Here is a 21,929-nt window from a genome sequence, read left to right as displayed (position 1 = left end):
ACGTGTTAAACAAGTTTCCATTATGGAAGTATTTACTTGTTCTTGTAGTGTTAGTCGTTGGTATTTTATATGCCTCACCTAACTTGTATGGCCGAGACCCGGCCATACAAGTTTCGGGCACTAAAGGTACTGATGCTGACCTCAGCGTACTCGATAAAGTAAATGCGACTCTCAAAGAACATAACGTTACTGTTAAATCAAGCAAACTTGAAGACGGACAAATCCTCGTTCGTTTTAAGAATGTTGAAGACCAACTAAAAGCGCAAGATCTACTGCGTGATTCCCTTAGTGAAGATTATATCTCTGCAATCAATATGGCGCCTGCTCAACCAGAGTGGTTAAAGTCACTGGGTGGTAACCCAATGAAACTAGGCTTAGATTTAAGCGGTGGTGTTCACTTTACTATGGAAATCGACATGGCGACGGCGGTTGATACTCAGCTTGAGCAAATGGAACAAGATTTCAAAAGTGATTTACGTGAAGAAAAGCTGCGTTATCGCACCGTTCGCCGTGTAGCGAACAGCGAGCGATTACGTGTAGAAATGCGTAACGAAGAAGATAAAGACGCAGCAGAGCGTTTCTTATCAACACGTTACCCATTAAACGTTTACGTTGATGATAGCAGCAGCGACAATGCTTTTTATGCCAGCATGAGCGAGCAAAAGCTTAAAGAAATTCGTGACTACGCTATCAAACAAAACGAAACAATTATCCGTAACCGTATTAACCAAATCGGTGTTGCAGAGCCTAACGTACAGCGCCAAGGTGCTGAGCGTATCATCGTGCAACTTCCGGGTGTGCAAGATACAGCGCGTGCTAAAGAGATTCTGGGTGCCACAGCAACACTAGAATTCCGCGAAGTTGACGAAAACGCAGATACAAGTGCAGCCCTGCAAGGCCGTTTACCGCCAGGTACAGAAATGATCATGGCGCGTGAAGGTTACCCTGTGGTACTTAAGCAACGCATCATTCTTGAAGGTAGCCACATCACTGGCGCGCAATCAGGTATGGATGAGTATCAACGTCCACAAGTTAGCATTACGTTAGACAGCAAAGGTGGCGCAAAAATGAATGCGTTCACTAAGCGTGCTATCGGTAAACGCATGGCAACGGTATTCATTGAATACAAGCCATCAGGTAAAACAGATGAAAACGGTAAAGCACTTCCACCAATTAAAGTTGAAGAAGTGATTAACGTAGCGACGATTCAAGCGCGTCTTGACCGTTCATTCCGTATTACTGGTATCGATAACCCAGCTGAAGCACATAACCTAAGCCTATTACTTCGTGCCGGTGCACTTGTAGCGCCAATTCAAATCGTTGAAGAGCGCACGGTAGGTCCAAGCTTAGGTCAAGAAAACATTGAAGCGGGTATGACAGCAGTTGTGCTTGGTTTTGTGTTTGTTCTTGTATTTATGCTTTTCTATTACAAAGGTTTCGGCATGGTGGCAAATTTGGCACTGGGCGCAAACTTAGTATTAATTGTGGGTGTGATGTCGCTTATTCCAGGTGCTGCGTTAACGCTACCGGGTATTGCAGGTATCGTATTAACCGTAGGTATGGCCGTTGATGCTAACGTACTTATCTTCGAACGTATTCGTGAAGAACTTGCTGATGGCCGTAGTCCACAACAAGCCGTTCACTTTGGTTACGACAGCGCGTTTAGCACAATTTTAGATGCTAACATCACAACACTTATTGCAGCAGTGATCCTATTTGCAGTGGGTACTGGTCCTATTGCTGGTTTCGCAGTAACGCTAGCGATTGGTATTATCACCTCTATGTTTACAGCCATTGTTGGTACCCGTGCGGTAATCAACTTATTTATTGGCGGTAAGCGTATTGATAAGTTGTCGATTTAGGAGTCAGCATGCAAATTTTAAAACTCGGTGGTAAAACACTCCCGTTTATGAAGTTAAGAAAGTTTGCCATGGCACTATCAACCTTGTTGATATTGGCTTCTTTCGTTTCGTTTTTTACTAAAGGCTTGAATTTTGGTCTCGACTTCACTGGCGGTACCGCTGTTGAGGTAGGCTTTACACAAGCACCTGATCTTAAAGACGTTCGTGATGCAATCACTGAAAGTGGCTTTGACGATTTCTCGGTGCAACTGTTTGGCTCAAGTAAAGAAATTTTAGTGCGTCTTGCTCCGCAAGGTCCTGGCGTAAAAGCAGAAGTAATTGGTAACCAAATCATTACGGCATTACAAAAAGTTGAGTCGACAGTAGAAATGCGTCGTATCGAATTTGTTGGCCCAAGTGTTGGTGAAGATCTAAAAGAGCAGGGTGGCCTTGCCATGTTAACTGCGCTTATCTGTATCTTAATTTACGTTGCGTTTCGTTTTGAATGGCGTTTTGCGGTAGGTGCTGTATCGGCACTATTACACGACGTTATCATCACATTAGGCTTATTCTCAGTACTTGGCCTAGAGTTTGACTTAACGATTCTTGCGGCTATTTTGGCGGTAATAGGTTACTCACTGAACGATACCATCGTTGTATCTGACCGTATCCGTGAAAACTTCCGTAAAGTGCGTATTGATGACACGATTGAAATTATCGATATCTCATTAACGCAAACGTTAAACCGTACCCTAGTAACATCAATCACCACTATCTTAGTATTGATTGCGTTATTTGGCTGGGGTGGTCAAACGATCCACGGTTTCGCAACTGCATTACTATTTGGTGTGTTCATCGGTACTTATTCATCTGTTTATGTTGCTTCAGCTGTAGCAATTGCAATGGGTGTAAGTAAAGAAGACTTAATTCCAGAAGTAATTGAAAAAGAAGGTGCGGATCTCGATCCTATGCCTTAATAAGTGATACAAAAAGAAACCGCCCTAATTAGGGCGGTTTTTTTATGGGAGACATTATGAAACACCTGATGTTTAGCGTGTTTGTACTTTTAATGCTTAGTGCTTGTGACGATAAGCCTGAGCCAGAGAAGACTGATGTGCAGCAAATACCTGAGGTAACACTTCAGCAGCAGTTCGACAGCTATAAAGGGTTGGCTTGGCAAGTTGTAGAAGCACTACAAAACCAATCAACTGCTCAGCAATTACAAGACTTGACGCTTAAGCTAATTACTTCATCAACAGGCTTGTTTTTGAATCTAAAAGCACAGTTGCCAGAGTGTGAGGCAAGCTTGCAAGCGATGGCAGACGCTACAGAGTTTCAGCAACAACAAAGTGATGATACAGAGGCGTTGAAGAATGTAATAACAATTAATGTAGAGCCTGAACTACCTGAGTTTGCTGCGCCAAGCTGTTATCACGCACAAAAGTTATTACTTAATCCGCTCGCAGTTTATAAATTTGCGGAACAAGCTGATTTAGCACAGAGTGATTACCAAAAAGCTAAATTAAAAATGACTGATAGTTTTGCCCGCATTAAGCAACTTGAGCTGATCACCGCTATTGAGTAATCTGCACTCGTCATAGCCTTGCCATAAAATTGTCATACAAGGTTGATAATTTACCCACCTATTTGTATTACTAACGCTAGGTGTAAGGTGAACGCACAACTACAGCAGATCTTAGATAACAGTGCAATTGAGACCTTGTTTCAACCTATCTTTGATATTTCTAATCAACATATTTTGGGTTATGAGGCATTAAGCCGCGGCCCGAAAGGGTCTGAGTTAGAAATGCCGAGTGCATTATTCAGTGCAGCTATTGCTTGCCATAAGATCTCTGAATTAGAGCTACTTTGCCGCAGTAGAGCAATTGAGAACTTTGTTAAGCTCAATCTAGAAGGCAAGCTATTTTTAAATGTAAGCCCTAAAACCTTACTTGACCCTTGCCACCCTAAAGGTGAAACATTACATCTAGTTGAACACTTTGGTCTTGCAACTAACCGGGTAGTTATTGAGGTTACAGAACAAGAAAAAGTCGATGATGGCTTTTTATTGTTAAAGACCATTGCCCATTATCGTGAGTTAGGTTTTTCGATTGCTATTGATGACTTAGGCGCTGGCTATTCGGGCTTAAAGCAGTGGTCTGAGCTATGCCCTGAGTTTGTAAAAATAGACCGTTACTTTATCGACCACTGCGACCAGAGTGTGGTTAAAAAAGAGTTTTTAAAGTCAATTATAGAGCTTGCAAAAGCAACCAATACGCAAGTTATCGCAGAGGGCATAGAACGGGCAGAGGAGCTTCGTTTACTCGAAAGTTTAGGCGTGCAGCATGCACAAGGCTTTTTACTTGAAAGACCAAGCTTACAGCCAAGTTACGAAATAAACATTCACTGCTTAAAGCACTTAGAGTCATCAGATAATAGCAATACATTTGAGCAATCTATGGCGATTGGTTGGTTGGCAGTCGAGCACGCCAGCATAGAAGCAACAACCCGCTGTAAAGACGCTCATAGTATCTTTGAGCAAGATAAAAGCTTAACAAGCTTGGCGGTGCTTGAGCACAATATTCCTGTTGGCTTATTACACCGAGATCAACTTACTGAAGTGTTTGCCGCTCCTTATGGCCATGCACTTTATGATAAGCAGCCAGTTACTTCTTTAATGGATAAACAGCCGTTAATCGTTGACGAAAACGAGTTACTCGATACGGTGAGTCAGCAAATTACCGAGTTTGAGTTTGATATTCGACGCCACATTGTTATTACCCGAAGTGGTGAATACTTAGGGTTGGCGCCATTGCGTAATATCTTAAAACACATTACCGAAGAAAAAATCCGCCATGCACAACATGCTAACCCGCTTACTATGCTGCCGGGGAATGTCGCAATTAACGAAGCAATTGAGCTGAGGCTTCGTAATAATTATCCGTTCTCACTCGCATACGTTGATTTAAACCACTTTAAACAATTCAATGACCTGTACGGTTATGCCAGTGGTGACAGCGTTATAAAATTACTTGCTGAAGTCATCGTAGAGGCCTGTAGTATTAGCAAAGGGTTTGTCGGGCACATTGGCGGTGATGACTTTATGGTGGTGTTTGATAAAAATGATGCAGAGCAAGTTTGCCATGACATCATTAGTAAGTTTGAGCTGCAGTCTCGGGCCTTTTTCACCCCAGAACATATTGAGCAAGGGGGTTATTGGGCAAGCAATCGTGAAGGTAAAAAGCAGTTTGTGCCACTACTTACATTATCAATCGGTTTAGTTAAGCCTGATTTAGAACTATGTATTAACAGCCACCAAGTCGCAGCGCTGGCAACAGATGCGAAAAAAGAGGCCAAGCGTTATCAGAGTAGCCACTTGTTTGTATGTAAACGTAGCCGACCAGCCCCCGCAGTGGTGCGTTTAAGCAGCCAAAAAGATGAAGTGATATCTATTAGCTCATGAAGAAATTTTAAGTTCGCTTAATTTTACTTGTGTCCCTGTTTAACTGGGTGTAGCTTAAAAAAAACACAATAAACAAAAATAACAATGAAGCGACTATGTAGTGCAATCCTAGTATTGCTAAGCCTAGGGTACAGCCTTACCACAGAAGCTAACAATGTGGTCAATTTAGCGATTGAGCAACGCCCACTGTATAAACGCGATTATTATCTTCATGAATTGCTGGCAGCAGCCTTGCGTGCTGGTAATTACCAAGCACAAATTAATGAAGTGCTGGTTCACCCTCATCAACAACGTACATTGCTTATGCTTGATGCGAAGCAGGCCGATGTGTTTTGGAGCATGACAAGCCCTGAGCGTGAGCATCTTGCTATTGCTGTGCCAGTACCTTTATTTAAGGGTTATATTGGTAAACGAGCACTACTTACCAAGCGAGCGTTTTTACCGCGATTTAAAAGTATAAAAACAAAACAAGATTTAGCCCCTTTTAACGCTATTCAAGGTCATGATTGGCCCGATACTAAAATCCTTGCTCAAAACGGCTTAACAGTCAGACCGCTGGCAAATTACCGGGCAATGTTTAGCTTAGTGATCAGAGGGCGAGTTGATTATTTTCCGCGTTCGTTCATTGAGGTTATTTCTGAAATGGAACAAATCAAAAGTGACGATCTGGCTATAGTGCCTGACCTTTATATTAGCTATCCAACGGCATTTTACTTTTTTGTCAGTAACCACAAGCCTGAATTGGCAGAAGCCCTGTTAAAAGGACTCAGGGTGATGAAAAGCACTGGCGAGTTTGAACAGTTATTTGCCAGTTACTTTGCTGAAGACTTGGCTAAGTTGCCATTTAAAGAAGGTGAAGTCATAGAGGTAAAACTCGACAACGATTATTTTCAGCCACAAAAAAAGGAGCCTTAGCTCCTTTTTGTATTTTTACATTACAACCCGCTATTAGCGAAGTAGTGACTCAGTTAACACTGGGCGAATTTCACGAATGATTGCTTGAGTTAACTTAGGTGCACCACAAATGATGTTGCCGCTTTGGTTGTAGTTAATACCACCTGCGAAATCAACAACCATACCGCCTGCTTCTTTAACTAAAAGCTCGCCTGCCGCTGTGTCCCATGGCTTAAGGCCAATTTCAAAGAAACCATCAACACGACCCGCTGCAACATAAGCCATATCTAATGCAGCAGAACCTGCACGGCGGATATCAGCAGTGTGCACGAAAAGTGCTTTAAACGCTTCAGAGTATGCGTCTAAGTGGTGCTTTTGTTTGAATGGGAAACCAGTTGCAAGTACAGAACCTGCTAACTCGTTAGTTTTAGTTACGCGTAAACGCTTGCTGTTAAGCTGTGCGCCTTGACCACGAGAAGCAGTGAATAATTCACCACGGATTGGATCATAGATAACAGCTTGGTCTAAACGACCTTTAACTTTAAGTGCAATAGATACGGCGAAATGAGGGATACCCTTGATGAAGTTAGTTGTGCCATCAAGTGGGTCTACAATCCATTGGTAATCTGCATCTTTACCTTTATGCTCACCTAGCTCTTCACCTACGATAGTGTGATCTGGGTAAGATTTTAAAATGGTATCACGAATTGCGGCTTCAGCTTCTTTGTCGATGTTAGTCACTAAGTCGTTAGTGCCTTTTTGTTGTACATCAACTTTTGATAAGTCTTCACTTGCGCGAAGTAAAATTTTGCCTGCGTTACGCGCAGCGCGAACCGCAATGTTTAACATTGGATGCATAGCATTACCTTTGGGTTGTAAAAGAACGAATATATTTAAGCCGGCGTATTCTAGCGATTTCTAGCGTAAAGTAAACAATAAACTCGAATAAATTAGTTCGTTTTTTGTACAGTTCTGATTTTGTTGTTGATTTAATTTCGGAAGAAGGGGTTAGTGGTCAGAGGAAGTGGTTAGTGGTCAGAAGTTAGATATCGTTGAGCCGTCAGCCGTCAGCCGTCAGCCGTCAGCCGTCAGCCGTCAGCCGTCAGACTGATAGCTGATAGCTGATAGCTGATAGCTGATAGCTGATAGCTGATAGCTATGTTATAATCCCCGCAATTTTTGACTTTCAGTAAGTAACAACGCAATGACACTTGATGATATTCGTATCGTATTAGTTAACACATCACATTCTGGTAATATTGGCTCAGCGGCACGTGCTATGAAAACGATGGGCTTATCAAATTTATATCTAGTTGATCCTGCTTGTGAAATTGACAGTCATGCGAGTGCGCTTGCTGCCGGTGCAACTGATGTTTTAGGTAAAACAGTAGTTGTTGATACACTGGCAGATGCGATTGCTGATTGTGGCTTAACAATTGGTACCAGCGCACGCTCACGTACTTTATCTTGGCCTATGGTTGAGCCGCGTGAATGTGGTGAAAAACTAGTGGCTGAGGCTGAGCATGGCCCTGTTGCACTTGTGTTTGGTCGCGAAAATAGTGGTTTAACTAACGAAGAACTACAACAATGTAACTACCACGTATGTATTCCTGCAAATCCTGAATACAGCTCACTAAATCTAGCAATGGCCGTGCAAACATTAAGTTATGAAACACGTATGGCTTTTTTGAACAAGCAGCCAAAAGTACAAGAAGAAGACGAAGCAACCTACCCAAATGCGAAGCAAACAGAGCTGTTCTACGAGCACTTAGAGCAAACGCTAAACGACACAGGCTTTATCATCAAACAGCATCCTGGCATGGTGATGACTAAACTACGTCGCTTATTTAACCGCGCACGTCCAGAAGAAGCTGAGATGAACATCTTACGCGGTATTCTTACCTCAATTAATAAGTCTATTAAATAAGTTTAGGTTATAAGCTTTATTCATCATAATACTTGACTAAATTACTCAGGTAATTAAAATGTACTCAATACTTGACCAAAAAGGTCAGGTATTGATGCTGAGCTTATAGCTTATATAATACTTGACTATTTTGGTCTGGTAATTAAAATTTGCACACCTTAGCGTGCAGTAACATCGGGGGCTCCATGAAGTTAACATCAAAAGGCAGATACGCAGTAACCGCCATGTTGGATGTTGCACTACATACAAATGTGGGTGCAGTGCCTCTTGCCGATATTTCTGAACGCCAAGAGATTTCGTTATCTTACCTTGAACAATTATTCGCCCGTTTACGTAAAAATGGCCTTGTGACCTCTGTGCGTGGCCCTGGTGGCGGATATTTATTAGGTCGAGAAGCGAACGAGATTTCTGTCGGCGATGTGATTAACGCCGTTGATGAGTCTGTTGATGCAACACGTTGCCACAATGCAACGGGTGGCTGCCAAAGCGGCATGCGTTGTTTGACTCATACCTTATGGTCGGACTTAAGCGCACGTATCGAAGAGTTTTTAAATAGTATTACCCTTGCTGAATTGGTGGAAAAGTCAGATGTGAAAGAAGTCGCATCGCGCCAAGATAACAGCATCAACAATGCAATTAAGCAACTGGAAAACATTCAAGTAAGCTGTCAACTGTAGCTTGACGAAAGCGGAGAGAGAAATGAAGTTACCGATTTATTTAGATTACGCAGCAACCACGCCTGTTGATGAACGTGTGGCAAAAGAAATGATGCAATGCCTGACTATGGACGGTAATTTTGGTAACCCTGCATCACGCTCACACCGTTTTGGTTGGCAAGCAGAAGAAGCGGTTGACCAAGCGCGTACAGATATTGCTGATCTGATCAACGCTGACCCGCGTGAAATTGTTTTCACTTCAGGTGCTACAGAATCAAACAACCTAGCAATTAAAGGTGCTGCGCAGTTCTATAAGAAGAAAGGCAAGCACGTTATCACTGTTAAAACAGAGCACAAAGCAGTGCTTGATACGTGTCGTGAACTAGAGCGTCAAGGTTTCGAAGTAACCTATATGGACGTTGAAGAAAACGGTTTACTTGACCTTAAAAAGCTTGAAGCTGCTATGCGTGACGACACAGTACTTGTGAGCGTAATGCACGTAAATAACGAGCTAGGTGTTATCCAAGATATCGCGACAATCGGCGAAATGTGCCGTGAGCGCAAAATTATGTTCCACGTAGATGCTGCACAAAGCGCAGGTAAAGTACTTATCGACGTGCAACAGTTAAAAGTAGATTTTATGTCGTTCTCTGGCCACAAAGTATATGGCCCGAAAGGTGTTGGCGCACTTTATGTTCGTCGTAAGCCACGTGCACGTTTAGAAGCGCAAATGCACGGTGGTGGTCATGAGCGTGGTATGCGTTCAGGCACACTAGCTACTCACCAATTAGTTGGTATGGGTGCGGCATTTAGAATCGCTAAAGAAGATTTCGAAAAAGACCATGCACACATCAGCGCACTTCGTAAGCGTCTGATTGATGGCATCATGGCTGATATGGACGAAGTTTACTTCAATGGTGAACCAAGTCACTCAGTTCCAGGTATTGTAAATATCAGCTTCAACTTTGTTGAAGGTGAGTCGTTATTAATGGCTGTTAAAGACATTGCTGTTTCATCAGGCTCAGCCTGTACCTCAGCAAGCTTAGAGCCTTCTTATGTACTACGTGCATTAGGCCGTAATGACGAGTTAGCACACAGCTCAATTCGTTTCAGCATTGGCCGCTTTACGACTGAAGAAGAGATTGATTACACCGTTGAACTAATCAAAAACTCGATCGGCCGTTTACGTGAGATGTCTCCTCTATGGGAAATGCATCAAGAAGGTATTGATTTAGATTCAGTTGAGTGGGCGCATCACTAATCAGTGATCGCCGCCGCTAGCAGGTAGTGAGGATAGTATTATGGCTTATAGTGATAAAGTAATCGATCATGTTGAAAATCCACGTAACGTGGGTGCTTTAGACAAAAATGATCCGTCAGTTGCAACAGGTATGGTGGGTGCACCAGCATGTGGTGACGTAATGAAATTGCAAATCAAAGTATCATCAGAAGGTGTAATTGAAGACGCAAAATTCAAAACATATGGTTGTGGTAGCGCAATCGCTTCTTCTTCACTTGTAACTGAGTGGGTAAAAGGCAAAACATTAGATGAAGCTGCAACAATCAAAAACACTGATATCAGTGCTGAGCTTGAATTACCGCCAGTGAAAATTCACTGTTCAATTTTAGCAGAAGACGCGATTCAAGCAGCAATTGCTGACTACAAAAGCAAACAAGCGAAGTAAGAGATAAATTCATGGCAGTGACATTGACAGATGCGGCAGCAAACCGCGTAGAATCATTTTTAGCAAATCGCGGCAAAGGCATTGGCCTACGCGTTGGCATTAAAACGACGGGCTGTTCAGGTCTTGCTTATGTTCTTGAATTTGTTGATGAGTTAGCAGACGGCGACGAAATTTTTGAAAGCCGTGGTGTGAAAGTTATCGTTGATGCTAAAAGCTTAGTCTACATTGATGGTACTGAGCTTGATTACACCAAAGAAGGTTTGAACGAAGGGTTTAAGTTTAACAACCCGAACCAAGCCGATGAGTGTGGTTGCGGCGAAAGCTTCACCGTTTAAGCTTATAAAACTTTCTTTGCTTGAAGCCCTGCCTATGTAGGGCTTTGTTCTTTCCTGTTTACCGAGTTGGATTATGTAATGCGTTACTTTGAGTTATTTGCAATTCCAGTAGATTACAACATTGATTTAGCGACTATTAATAAACACTACCTTGAGCTGCAACGTGCAGTTCACCCAGATCGCCACGCAAGCTCTAGCAGCCGTGATAAATTACTTGCTGTGCAAAATGCAGCAGAAATCAATGATGCATTACAAACCTTAAAACACCCGGTAAAACGTGCTGAGTACATGCTAAGCGAGCTTGGTGTTGATATTCGCGCCGAGCAACAAACATTACAAGACCCGCTATTCTTAATGCAGCAAATGGAGCTGCGTGAAGAATTAGAAGAACTTGAAAATGCCGCAGATCCTGATGCAGCAATTGCCCAGTTTGAAGCACAAATTAAACAACTCGATAAACAATACAGCAGTGAATTAGCCGTTCAGCTGGCAAGTAATGATGAGCAACAATGGCAAGCTGCCGCTGACAATATTCGTAAATTGAAGTTTGTTTATAAGTTACGCGATGAACTAGAGCGTATTGAAGACAGTTTATTTGATGATTAATCGTTAGTTGTTACACAACAGCTATTTAAGAGTTTAAAAAGAGCATTATGGCATTATTGCAAATTGCTGAGCCGGGGCAGAGCGCGGCACCACATGAGCACAAATTAGCAGTCGGTATTGACCTTGGTACAACTAACTCGTTAGTTGCAACAGTGCAAAGCGGCGAAGCGCGCACACTAACTGATTTAGCAGGCAACGCGATGCTACCATCGGTAGTGCAATACCAAGCAGATAACATTGTGGTTGGTGAGCGAGCGGTTGCAGCTGCTACTCAAGACCCTGCAAACACACTAATTTCAGTTAAGCGTTTTTTAGGTAAAACTCAGTCTGAAATCGAAAAAAGCTATGGCCAACTGCCGTACGAATTTTGTGAGCATGATGGCTCGTTAGCAATCAGCACGGTTGCGGGTGCAATTAGCCCTGTTACTGCATCGAGTGAAATTTTAAAAGCATTAAAACTGCGCGCAGAAGACAGCTTTGCAGGCCAAGACATCTTAGGCGCGGTTATTACTGTGCCAGCTTATTTTGATGATGCACAGCGTCAAAGCACCAAAGATGCAGCAGAGCTTGCAGGTATTAAAGTATTACGTTTATTAAACGAGCCAACGGCTGCGGCTGTAGCTTATGGCCTTGACTCAGGCCAAGAAGGCATTATCGCCGTATACGATTTAGGTGGCGGTACCTTCGATATTTCTATTTTACGTTTACACCAAGGTGTATTTGAAGTGCTTGCGACTGGTGGTGACTCAAGCCTTGGTGGTGACGATTTTGACTCGCTACTAGTTGATTACTTCAAAAAACAAACGGGTGTTAGCGAGCTTTCTGCATCGGTATTGCGTTTATTCATCAATAAAGCAAAAGCGTGTAAAGAAGCGCTAAGCCAATACCAAACTGTCAATGTTGGTTTAGAGTTTGATGGTCAAAGCCACAAGGTTGAAGTTACTCGCGAAACGTTTGATGAGCTTGCTCTTAGTCTTGTGAAGAAAACACTACGCTCTTGTCGCCGTGCAGTAAAAGATGCCGGTATCGAGAACGAAGAAGTACTGCAAGTTGTAATGGTTGGCGGCTCGACTCGCATGCCAATTGTACGCTCTCAAGTTGCTGCATTTTTTGATAAAGAGCCACTGACTTCTATCGACCCAGATCGCGTAGTTGCACTCGGTGCAGCACTGCAAGCAGATGTATTGGTTGGCAATAAGCCAGATTCAGACATGTTGCTATTAGACGTATTACCACTGTCGCTAGGTCTTGAAACCATGGGTGGCTTGGTTGAGAAAATCATTCCACGTAACACTACGATCCCTGTTGCACGTGCACAAGAGTTTACTACTTTCAAAGATGGTCAAACTGCTATGTCACTGCATGTATTACAAGGTGAGCGTGAGCTAGTTGATGATTGTCGTTCGTTGGCAAAATTCAGCTTAAAAGGTATTCCGGCCATGGCTGCTGGTGCTGCGCACATTCGCGTAACCTTTAAAGTTGATGCTGATGGCCTATTAAGTGTATCGGCAATGGAAAAATCAACTGGTGTGCAAGCTGAAATTCAGGTCAAACCATCATTTGGTTTATCGGATGATCAAGTTGCAAACATGCTTAAAGAGTCAATGACTAACGCTAAAGACGACATGCAAGCGCGTATGCTTAAAGAGCAGCAAGTTGAAGCGTTACGTGTTGTTGAAGCGCTTGAAGCATCACTGGCAACCGACAGTGCATTACTTGATGAACAAGAATTAGATGCGTTAAAAGCAGAAATTGCTAAACTTGTTGCCGTACGCGAAAGCGCAACAACACCTGCAGAAATTAAAGCAGCGATTGAAGCTGTAGACAATGCAAGTAGCGAATTTGCTGCTCGTAGAATGGATGCATCAATCAAAAAAGCGCTGCAAGGGCAGTCAGTAGACGAAGTTTAACGAGGTAAGGTATGCCACAAATTATTTTTCTTCCACACGAAGAGTTATGCCCAGAAGGCGCTGCTATTGAAGCTCCTGCAGGTGAAACGGTATTAGATGTTGCGCTAAAGAATGGTATTAGCATTCCACATGCATGTGAAAAATCATGTGCGTGTACAACATGCCACTTAGTCATCCGTGAAGGCTTTGACTCTTTAGATGAAAGTGATGAGCTAGAAGATGACATGCTAGATAAAGCATGGGGTCTTGAGCCTGAATCACGCCTTGGTTGCCAAGCGGTGATCAAAGATGAAGATTTAGTGGTTGAAATTCCAAAGTATAATCTCAATATCGTTAATGAAGAGCATTAATTTTTAACGGCTTTGATTTCGTAAAAACCGCTGTAGTTGCTTAGTCTCTACAGCGGTTTTTTATTTTAGAGCTGTCAGCTTTCAGCCGTCAGTTTTTAGCAGATCGAGATAGAGGTTTAGTTCTTTGTGTTAATGAACTGAAATAGCTTTACATTGATCTCTCAGGTTTTATGTTTTTGATAGCTGATAGCTGATAGCTGATAGCTGATAGCTGATAGCTGATAGCTGATAGCTGATAGCTGATAGCTGATAGCTGATAGCTGATAGCTTTTACTTGGAGGTTCTATGTCTGATTTGGTTTTTTCTGATTCGTTTATCGACGGTGACTTTTATTCTACGAGCCAGCGTTTTAGTGTAGATAACCCCGCAACCGCAGAGGCAATTACTCAGGTTTCTGATATTGATGAAGCCGGGGTTGAGCTGGCTTTAAAAAGTGCTGACGAGGCATTTAGCAAACTAAAGCAAACAACTGCAACCGAACGTAGTGAAACGCTGCGCCGATGGTATGAGTTGGTTATTGAGCACAAGCAACAGCTTGCTGAGTTAATGACTAAAGAGCAGGGGAAGCCTTTAAAAGAAGCCTTGGGCGAAGTGGAATACGGTGCAGGCTTTATTAAATGGTTTAGTGAAGAAGCAAAGCGCAGTTATGGCGACACAATTCCTGCTACTGACAGCAAGCATCGTTTAACAACGATAAAGCAGCCAATTGGTGTGGTAGCTGGTATTACACCTTGGAATTTCCCGATTGCTATGATCACCCGTAAAGTGGCACCCGCTTATGCCGCGGGTTGTAGTTTTGTGATTAAACCTTCGGAGCATACGCCATTATGCGCTATTGCCTTAGCCTACCTTGCTGATAAAGCAGGGTTTGTAAAAGGTGCGCTGAACGTGGTGGTCTCCGAAAACGCAAAAATGGTGGGTGAGATCATGACCGAGTCGGAGCGTGTGCGTAAGTTCACATTCACAGGCTCAACCGGTGTAGGTAAGCAGTTACTATCACAGTGCGCTTCAACAATTAAACAAACGTCAATGGAGCTTGGTGGCAATGCCCCGTTCATTATTTTCGATAATGCCGATTTAGATGAGGCTGTTGCTGGCCTAATGGGGGCTAAGTTTAGAAACGCAGGGCAAACCTGTGTTGCCGCTAACCGAATTTTTGTTCAGCGCTCAGTGCTTGAAACGGTGCTCGAAAAACTCACAGACAAAGTGGCTGAGTTGAAGGTAGGAAATGGTCTAGATGACGGGGTAGATATCGGCCCATTAATTTACCCTAAAGCAAAAGAGAAAGTACAAACGCTTGTGCAAGATGCGGTTGATAAAGGGGCGTCGTTAATCGGTGATAACAGCGAGCTTGAAGGTAGCTTTCAAGCGCCATTAATTTTAACCGATGTGACACCAGAGATGGATATCTATCATGATGAAGTGTTTGGCCCTGTAGTCAGCATAATCGCCTTTGATGATGAAGAAGAAGTACTTCAGCTTGCGAACGACGTCCCTTACGGTTTAGCTGCGTATTTTTATAGTGAAAACATCAAGCAAGTTTATCGCGTAAGCGAAGCACTCGAATACGGCATGATTGGTATTAACGAAGGCCTTATCTCAAACCCAGTAGCGCCATTTGGCGGTGTTAAACAGTCTGGCTTAGGCCGAGAAGGCGGCCATCAAGGGTTAGATGAGTATCTAGAAGAGAAATATCTTTGTGTTAAGGTTTGAGCCGTCAGCCGTCAGCCGTCAGCCGTCAGCCGTCAGCCGTCAGCCGTCAGCCGTCAGCCTGATAGCTGATAGCTGATAGCTGATAGCTGATAGCTGATAGCTGATAGCTGATAGCTGATAGCTGATAGCTGATAGCTGATAGCTGATAGCTAACTCCCCGCCCTTTATTTTTCATAAAATGATAGCGCTGTCATTTTAGTTTTTATATGATAGGAACGAATTATTAACAAAAATGAAAAATAGTACGCAGAAATACCGTACACTCAGGGCTTAAACGAGGAGAAAGTAATGGATTTTAAGAAGTCACTATTCGCGGTAATGCTTGCGACTGCGCCTTTAATGGCTAGTGCAGCATTAACTCAATCGCAAGTTGATCAGTTTGCGAAAGGTACCGAACTGCTGTTTTCAGTAGAAGATAACTTTCGTAATAAAGATGCGGGCTTTTTAGGAAAAATTACCCTCAATAATGGCTCTGATGTGGCGTTGCCTGCAGGCGAGAGCGACTGGCAGCTTTATATTCACTCTGTTCGTAAAATCTCAACCGAGCATGTTGCGGGCCTAAACATTGAACACGTTAATGGTGACCTTCATCGCATCGTACCAACGAGCTCTTTTAAAGGTTTAGCCGCAGGTGAAAGTTTAGAGTTGCCGTTTGACGCGCAAGTATGGATTGTTGCTTACAGTGACTTTATGCCACGGGCATTTTTTGTTTCGGGTAAGAATAAACCAGCCGTATTTGCCAACACCGACACTGAAGACTTTAAACAGTTTGTTACGCCATTTACCCGTGAAAATCAGTTACGCCGTTACAATGAGCCAAAAGATTTATCGGTTTTAGCAACGGCAAAAGTACGTTATGAGCGTAATAGCGCTGATAAGGTTACGGTCAGTAAAGACGATGCTTTAAAGCGTATTATCCCTAAGCCTCGTAAAGTCGATTTTAATCGTGGCAGCGCAACGTTAAACAATAATTGGCAAATCAGTTATCAAGGTCAGCTTAAGCACGAAGTTATGGTGTTTATGCAAGACTTACAAGATGACTATGGCATTAGCCTTAAAGCACAGCCTGATCATATCAATGTTGGCAAAGACAAAGTAATACGCTTAAAAGTCGACCCTAAACTCAATAATGCAAAAGCTGAAAGCTACACTCTAGAGATTGATGATGAAGTGATCACTATCGTAGGTAGCGATAACGCCGGTGTGTTTTATGCGATGCAAAGCTTATTGAACCTCATTCCTGCAAATAGCCAAGGCAGTGCCAGTTTACCGCAGTTAGAACTTGAAGACTCACCACGTTATGGTTGGCGTGGTATGCATTACGATAATGGACGTAACTATCATGGCAAAGAAGCAATGTTCAAGCTGGTTGAGCAAATGGCTCGCTATAAAATGAATAAGCTACACTGGCACTTTTCAGAAGATGAAGGTTGGCGACTTGAGATCCCCGGTCTACCAGAGCTCACAGACGTTGGTGGCTATCGCTGCTTTGATTTAGAAGAGCGCGAGTGTTTATTAACTCAACTTGGCACTGGGCCGTTTAAATCAGGCTCAGGTAATGGTTATCTGAAACGTGATGAGTTTGTTGAGCTATTAAAGTTTGCGAAAGACCGCCACATTCAAATCATCCCTGAAGTTGAAGGCCCTGGCCATGCACGTGCCTCAATCAAAGCGATGGAAGCACGTTATCACAACATGTTAGAAGAAGCTGAGAAAGCCGCTAAAAACAACATTAAAACGCGCTCTGCAAACAAAGAAATTCAACGCATAGATATGGGACCAGCAACGCAATATTTGCTTACTGATCCAAAAGATACCTCTGTGTACATGACGGTACAAAACTACAAAGATAACTCAATGAATGTGTGTATGGACTCTACCTACGCATTTTTAGATAAAGTAACTTATGAACTTCAGCAGATGTACCGCGAAGCAGGTGTGCAGTTAAAGAACCTGCATATTGGTGGTGATGAAGTTGGAGCAGGTTCGTGGATAGGCTCGCCGATCTGTCAGGCGTTATTTGCCAATCCAAATAACGGTGTAGCTGGCCCCGCTGATTTAAAACCTTATTTCACACAACGTGTTGCAACCTTACTTGAAAAACGCGGTATTTCTCCGGGTATTTGGGAAGATGGCATCATGTATGACCGCGAAAATTCGTTTAAACGTGATGAGTTCCCTAATAAAACCTTTACCGTAAATACTTGGGATAACATTTGGGAATGGGGCGTTGCCGATAGAGCATACCGCCTAGCAAATGCCGGTTATCAAGTGGTGTTATCACACGGTACGCATTTGTACTTTGACCACCCATACGAAGCAAGCCCACAAGAGCGTGGTTATTACTGGGCCACTCGTTACACAGATACTAAAAAAGCCTTTAATTACATGCCTGATGACGTGTATGCCAATGCCGATTACACCCGTACTCGTGAGCCAATAGTTAATTTAGAAGCGTTGGTGGGTCGCCCGTTACCTAAACTTGAAAAACCAGAGAACATTCTAGGCATGCAAGGTCAGGTATGGTCAGAGACAATCCGCACTGAAGAGCAAGTATTAGCAATGATCTTCCCGCGTATTTTGTCAGTGGCAGAGCGTGCTTGGCATAAAGCCGATTGGGAAGGCGAAAACGTCAATAGTAAAAAACAAGCAAAAGACTGGGCTGAGTTCTCAAGTGCTGTAGGCTTAAAAGAGCTTGATAAGTTAGCTAAAGATGGCATCAATCTGCATTTACCAGTACCAGGCGGTGTGATTGAAAATGGGAAGTTATATGCCAACAGCGCATTTGCTTATTTGAGCATTGAATACAGCTTAGACAACGGACAAAGCTGGCAAACTTATGCCGAGCCTGTGAAGGTTGATAACAATGCAAAAGTTGCGCTACGAACCCGCTTAAACGCAAAACAAACCAGCCGCGTGACCGTTGTTGGTGAGTAATGTTTTGCGATGAATAAATGTGACGTCTACAGCAAAGTGTAGGCGTCATTTTTGCTTACGCGTCTGGCTAAAATCTGGCGGCCTTAAAACTTCGCGCGAAATAAATTTCACGCCTACAATACCTCGAACCCCGGACCTCGTAGGAACGGCTTTAGCCGTGAATAGGTCAAATCTGTTCGGCGTTAAAACGCCTCCTACATCGTAGGCGTCACGCTTGCTTGGCGCGTCTTACATTCAACACCGTTCGGCTCAAAACTGACAGCTGAAAGCTGACGGCTAATTCCTAAACTTCGCGCGAAATAAATTTCACGCCTACGGGACCTAAAAAATATGTCAGCGCTGTCATTTTTGTTGCGATAGTGTTATAAATATTTAATATCTATTTTATATAATCATCTGAATCAGCAGCGCTGTAGAGTCGAACTGTGCTGTTATGGGAAATGTTATGTCTGAAATGAATAAACAAAGCAGTGTTGTGCCTATGGCGATTGTTGCCACGCTGTTTTTTATACTGGGTTTTGCTACATGGTTAAATGGTTCACTGATGCCATTTTTACAGCAAATTTTGCAGCTTTCACCGTTTCAGGCATCGCTGATTATTTTCTCGTTTTATATCGCCGTGACTTTTACGGCCCTGCCTTCGGCGATGATCATCAGAAAGGTAGGTTATAAAAACGGTATGGCGCTGGGTATGGCGACCATGATGGTGGCAGGTTTGCTGTTTACTCCTGCGGCAAAAACGCAAGTTTTTGCACTGTTTTTATTCGCTCAACTTGTTATGGGGGCTGGGCAAACGTTATTACAAACAGCGGTTAATCCATACGTAGTCAGAATCGGCCCTGAAGAATCAGCCGCGGCTCGCGTTAGTATTATGGGTATATTAAATAAAGGTGCGGGCGTTGTAGCACCGATTGTATTTACTGCTCTGATACTCAGCGATTTTAAAGGCTTTGTAGGTAAAGAGCTTAGCCAAACTGATATTGATGCAATGGCCAATGGCTTAATTTTACCGTATTTAGGGATGGCTATTTTTATTGGTATACTCGGCTTTGCAGTTACTAAAATGCCATTACCAGAGTTAATTGATGACGACGTTGATGAACAAAAACCTGGGCAGGTAAAAGAAGCGCTTAGCCATCCGAGTCTTGCCTTAGGGATTGTGGCACTTTTTGTTTATGTAGCCGTTGAGGTTATCGCAGGTGATACCATTGGCAGCTTTGCATTGTCTTTAGGTGTTGAAAAATACAGTGTTATGACATCGTACACCATGGGTTGTATGGTGCTAGGTTACTTTTTAGGGATTTTACTTATCCCACGAGTGTTATCGCAGCAAACAGCGCTAACTATTTCAGCGGTATTGGGTTGTGTGTTAACCCTAGCGATAGTTACAGGTAGTAATGAAACTGTATTTATATCAACATTATTTGGCCTAAAATCGGTACTGCCTGATACCTTATTGCTCATTGCTGTGCTAGGCTTTGCTAATGCGATTGTTTGGCCTGCAGTTTGGCCGTTAGCATTATCTGGTTTAGGCAAGCTAACTAGTGTAGGCTCAGGCCTGCTCGTTATGGGTATTGCCGGTGGCGCATTCGGCCCATTATTTTGGGGCCTGGCAAGTGGCGGCGTAAAAAGCGCAGAAGCACAACAAATGGCTTATATTGTGATGTTGCCTTGTTATTTATTCATACTTTTCTATGCTGTTAAAGGCCACAAGATGAAAAGTTGGAAGTAATTATGAGTTTGAGGTTGGGTGTAAAGCGCACCGCCTTGGACTTTGAAAAGCATTTCTAGTAAATAGAAATAATCCCGTGTGTAATGCCACCGAAAGGTGGCATTTTTTGTTTGGGGTTTAAAAAAATTAGGTGTTAGGTATTAGGGGGTAGGCTCTAGGTGCTAGGCTTTCGCGCGAAATAAATTTAACGCCTACAATACCGCGCATCTGTAATCTCTCGTTTGTAGGAAGGGCTTTAGCCGTGAATTATCCTAAAGACTTCGGCACTAAAGTACCTCCTACATCGTAGGCGTCACGCTTGCTTGGCGTGTCTCAAACACGGCACAGCTGCTAACATTTCGCGCGAAATAAGTTTCACGCCTACAATATTTCACATCTCGCATCTCGCATATCGTATCTCGTATGTCGCACCTCGCAGCTCTCGTTCGTAGGAACGGCTTCAGCCGTGAATTATCCTTAAAGACTTCGGCGTTAAAACGCCTCCTACCATGTAGGCGTCACGCTTGCTTGGCGCGTCTTACATTCAACACCCAGACGACAAATCAATACGGTACCAACAAACAACACAGTTCGGCTCAAAACTGACAGCTGAAAGCTGACGGCTTTTAGATCTGAAAACAGGTATCGAAGATTAAACTAAGTCTTGAGATTGAAGTAGAAATATTTAGGAAAATATAGGGATTTACAAAGGGGGAGAAGTGGGGCGACTGATGGGGCTTGAACCCACGACAACCGGAATCACAATCCGGGGCTCTACCAACTGAGCTACAGCCGCCACTGAGATACACCTCGTTTGGTGTGGCGCGCATATTACATAATTAAGGTTGGCTTGTGAAGCCCTAAATTGAAAAAAGTAGAAAAAACTTATTTGCCTCAGAAAATTCAGAAAACCATTACTGGTCAGCTCGCGTTCAGTTTCGCAGATTAGACTTGCGGCTTTTGTAATTGAGCAAATACTCATTTCGTAGTTTTATGCGTAATTTAATGATTTTTTAACCAAAGATCATATATAATTTGTACAGCGTGACGCTACAAATGAACTTCAGGAGAGAACATGGATACAATAATGAACTGGATCAACGAGAATTCAGGTTTAATCATACATTACGCCGTTCAGGCGGTTCTAGCGCTAATCATTTTCTTCATCGGTGGTCGCATCGCTAAATTCTGCGAAGGCTTAACTGAAAAAGCATTTGATAAAAAGAAAGTCGATAAAGCTGTAGGTTCATTTGTTGCTAGTATTGTCTATGCAATTGTATTTGCTGCAACAATCTTAATGGCACTATCTCAATTAGGTATTGAAACTACTTCATTCATTGCTATTTTAGGTGCGGCTGGTTTAGCAGTAGGTTTAGCACTTCAAGGTTCACTATCTAACTTTGCATCAGGTGTTTTAATCATCTTACTTCGTCCTTTCAAATCAGGTGACTATGTAGAAGCAGGTGGTAAAGCGGGTACAGTTAAGAAAATCGAAATTTTCTCTACAGAATTACGTACACCAGATAACAAAGTAATTATCATGCCTAACTCATCAATTATGGGCAGCCCAATTACAAATTTCTCTCGTGAATCAACTCGTCGTATCGATTTAGTAATCGGTGTTGGTTACGATGCAGATCTTAAAGAAGCAAAAGCAGTTCTTAAATCAGTTTTAGATAAAGAAGAGCGCTTATTAAAAGACCCAGCATACACAGTAGCTGTATCTGAACTTGCAGATTCAAGCGTAAACTTTGTAGTTCGCCCATGGGTTAACTCAGCTGATTATTGGCCGACGTATTTCGATTTAATGGAAAACATTAAGATCGCATTAGATGATGCCAACATCACAATCCCATTCCCGCAAATGGATGTTCATTTGCACAAAGAAGACTAATAAGTCT

General features: G+C 42.9%; 19 protein-coding genes and 1 tRNA gene. 17 read left to right on the top strand and 3 right to left on the bottom strand.

Annotation, left to right across the window (positions count from 1 at the left end; genetic code table 11):
* Nucleotides 1-2: 2 nt before the first annotated feature.
* The 5 genes from secD (at nucleotide 3) to AUR67_RS02080 (ending at nucleotide 6,219) form a co-directional block, all read left to right on the top strand.
* Complete coding sequence (gene secD, locus AUR67_RS02100) at nucleotides 3-1,862, top strand: protein translocase subunit SecD (protein ID WP_058583934.1); 1,860 nt, start codon at nucleotides 3-5, stop codon at nucleotides 1,860-1,862.
* 8 nt (nucleotides 1,863-1,870) lie between these two features.
* Nucleotides 1,871-2,818: a protein translocase subunit SecF gene (secF, locus tag AUR67_RS02095; protein ID WP_058583933.1), complete on the top strand. Its 948-nt coding sequence runs from the start codon at nucleotides 1,871-1,873 to the stop codon at nucleotides 2,816-2,818.
* A 56-nt stretch (nucleotides 2,819-2,874) separates the two neighbouring features.
* Nucleotides 2,875-3,426 carry a hypothetical protein gene (locus AUR67_RS02090; RefSeq protein WP_058583932.1) on the top strand — a complete coding sequence of 184 codons (552 nt, stop codon included), beginning with the start codon at nucleotides 2,875-2,877 and terminating at the stop codon, nucleotides 3,424-3,426.
* Nucleotides 3,427-3,513: 87 nt separating this feature from the next.
* Nucleotides 3,514-5,304, top strand: a complete 1,791-nt coding sequence (locus tag AUR67_RS02085) for a GGDEF domain-containing protein (RefSeq protein ID WP_058583931.1) — start codon at nucleotides 3,514-3,516, stop codon at nucleotides 5,302-5,304.
* Nucleotides 5,305-5,388: 84 nt separating this feature from the next.
* A complete protein-coding gene (locus tag AUR67_RS02080; RefSeq protein WP_058583930.1) occupies nucleotides 5,389-6,219 on the top strand; it encodes a substrate-binding periplasmic protein in 831 nt (276 codons plus the stop codon).
* Nucleotides 6,220-6,252: 33 nt separating this feature from the next.
* Here AUR67_RS02080 and suhB read toward each other — a convergent pair whose 3' ends face one another.
* Nucleotides 6,253-7,056: an inositol-1-monophosphatase gene (gene suhB, locus AUR67_RS02075; protein ID WP_054552496.1), complete on the bottom strand. Its 804-nt coding sequence runs from the start codon at nucleotides 7,054-7,056 to the stop codon at nucleotides 6,253-6,255.
* 346 nt (nucleotides 7,057-7,402) lie between these two features.
* Here suhB and trmJ point away from each other — a divergent pair, with 346 nt between their 5' ends.
* The 9 genes from trmJ to AUR67_RS02030 all read left to right on the top strand — a co-directional run bounded on the left by trmJ (nucleotide 7,403) and on the right by AUR67_RS02030 (nucleotide 15,380).
* A complete protein-coding gene (gene trmJ / locus AUR67_RS02070; protein WP_058583929.1) occupies nucleotides 7,403-8,125 on the top strand; it encodes a tRNA (cytosine(32)/uridine(32)-2'-O)-methyltransferase TrmJ in 723 nt (240 codons plus the stop codon).
* Between the two features lie 185 nt (nucleotides 8,126-8,310).
* On the top strand, nucleotides 8,311-8,802 hold the full coding sequence (gene iscR, locus AUR67_RS02065) for a Fe-S cluster assembly transcriptional regulator IscR (RefSeq protein WP_054552499.1): 492 nt from the start codon (nucleotides 8,311-8,313) through the stop codon (nucleotides 8,800-8,802).
* A 22-nt stretch (nucleotides 8,803-8,824) separates the two neighbouring features.
* A complete protein-coding gene (locus AUR67_RS02060) occupies nucleotides 8,825-10,042 on the top strand; it encodes an IscS subfamily cysteine desulfurase (RefSeq protein WP_054552500.1) in 1,218 nt (405 codons plus the stop codon).
* A gap of 40 nt (nucleotides 10,043-10,082) precedes the next feature.
* Nucleotides 10,083-10,466, top strand: coding sequence for a Fe-S cluster assembly scaffold IscU (gene iscU / locus AUR67_RS02055; RefSeq protein WP_008131649.1), 384 nt, complete (start codon nucleotides 10,083-10,085; stop codon nucleotides 10,464-10,466).
* A gap of 11 nt (nucleotides 10,467-10,477) precedes the next feature.
* Nucleotides 10,478-10,801, top strand: coding sequence for an iron-sulfur cluster assembly protein IscA (gene iscA / locus AUR67_RS02050; RefSeq protein WP_054552502.1), 324 nt, complete (start codon nucleotides 10,478-10,480; stop codon nucleotides 10,799-10,801).
* Nucleotides 10,802-10,879: 78 nt separating this feature from the next.
* A complete protein-coding gene (gene hscB / locus AUR67_RS02045; RefSeq protein WP_058583928.1) occupies nucleotides 10,880-11,407 on the top strand; it encodes a co-chaperone HscB in 528 nt (175 codons plus the stop codon).
* A 47-nt stretch (nucleotides 11,408-11,454) separates the two neighbouring features.
* Complete coding sequence (hscA, locus tag AUR67_RS02040) at nucleotides 11,455-13,317, top strand: Fe-S protein assembly chaperone HscA (protein WP_058583927.1); 1,863 nt, start codon at nucleotides 11,455-11,457, stop codon at nucleotides 13,315-13,317.
* 11 nt (nucleotides 13,318-13,328) lie between these two features.
* On the top strand, nucleotides 13,329-13,667 hold the full coding sequence (gene fdx / locus AUR67_RS02035) for an ISC system 2Fe-2S type ferredoxin (protein WP_054563549.1): 339 nt from the start codon (nucleotides 13,329-13,331) through the stop codon (nucleotides 13,665-13,667).
* A 285-nt stretch (nucleotides 13,668-13,952) separates the two neighbouring features.
* Complete coding sequence (locus tag AUR67_RS02030) at nucleotides 13,953-15,380, top strand: NAD-dependent succinate-semialdehyde dehydrogenase (RefSeq protein WP_058583926.1); 1,428 nt, start codon at nucleotides 13,953-13,955, stop codon at nucleotides 15,378-15,380.
* Nucleotides 15,381-15,426: 46 nt separating this feature from the next.
* Here the strand turns inward: AUR67_RS02030 and AUR67_RS21445 are convergent, their stop codons facing one another.
* On the bottom strand, nucleotides 15,427-15,555 hold the full coding sequence (locus tag AUR67_RS21445; RefSeq protein ID WP_268801412.1) for a hypothetical protein: 129 nt from the start codon (nucleotides 15,553-15,555) through the stop codon (nucleotides 15,427-15,429).
* A 113-nt stretch (nucleotides 15,556-15,668) separates the two neighbouring features.
* On the opposite strand from AUR67_RS21445, the gene AUR67_RS02025 reads away from it, so the two are divergent.
* Both AUR67_RS02025 and nagP read left to right on the top strand, forming a co-directional pair.
* Entirely contained in the window at nucleotides 15,669-18,317 is a 2,649-nt protein-coding gene (locus tag AUR67_RS02025; protein WP_058583925.1) for a family 20 glycosylhydrolase, read from the top strand.
* A 445-nt stretch (nucleotides 18,318-18,762) separates the two neighbouring features.
* Nucleotides 18,763-20,049 carry an N-acetylglucosamine MFS transporter NagP gene (nagP, locus tag AUR67_RS02020; protein ID WP_152996461.1) on the top strand — a complete coding sequence of 429 codons (1,287 nt, stop codon included), beginning with the start codon at nucleotides 18,763-18,765 and terminating at the stop codon, nucleotides 20,047-20,049.
* 699 nt (nucleotides 20,050-20,748) lie between these two features.
* Here nagP and AUR67_RS02015 read toward each other — a convergent pair.
* A tRNA-His gene (locus tag AUR67_RS02015) sits at nucleotides 20,749-20,824 on the bottom strand.
* A 279-nt stretch (nucleotides 20,825-21,103) separates the two neighbouring features.
* On the opposite strand from AUR67_RS02015, the gene AUR67_RS02010 reads away from it, so the two are divergent.
* A complete protein-coding gene (locus AUR67_RS02010) occupies nucleotides 21,104-21,922 on the top strand; it encodes a mechanosensitive ion channel family protein (RefSeq protein ID WP_054563554.1) in 819 nt (272 codons plus the stop codon).
* The last annotated feature ends 7 nt before the right edge of the window (nucleotides 21,923-21,929 follow it).

Origin of the sequence: Pseudoalteromonas sp. XI10, from assembly GCF_001469895.1 — a bacterium.
In the GTDB taxonomy this organism is placed as follows: domain Bacteria; phylum Pseudomonadota; class Gammaproteobacteria; order Enterobacterales; family Alteromonadaceae; genus Pseudoalteromonas.
This window is presented reverse-complemented; position numbering and strand designations above follow the sequence as displayed.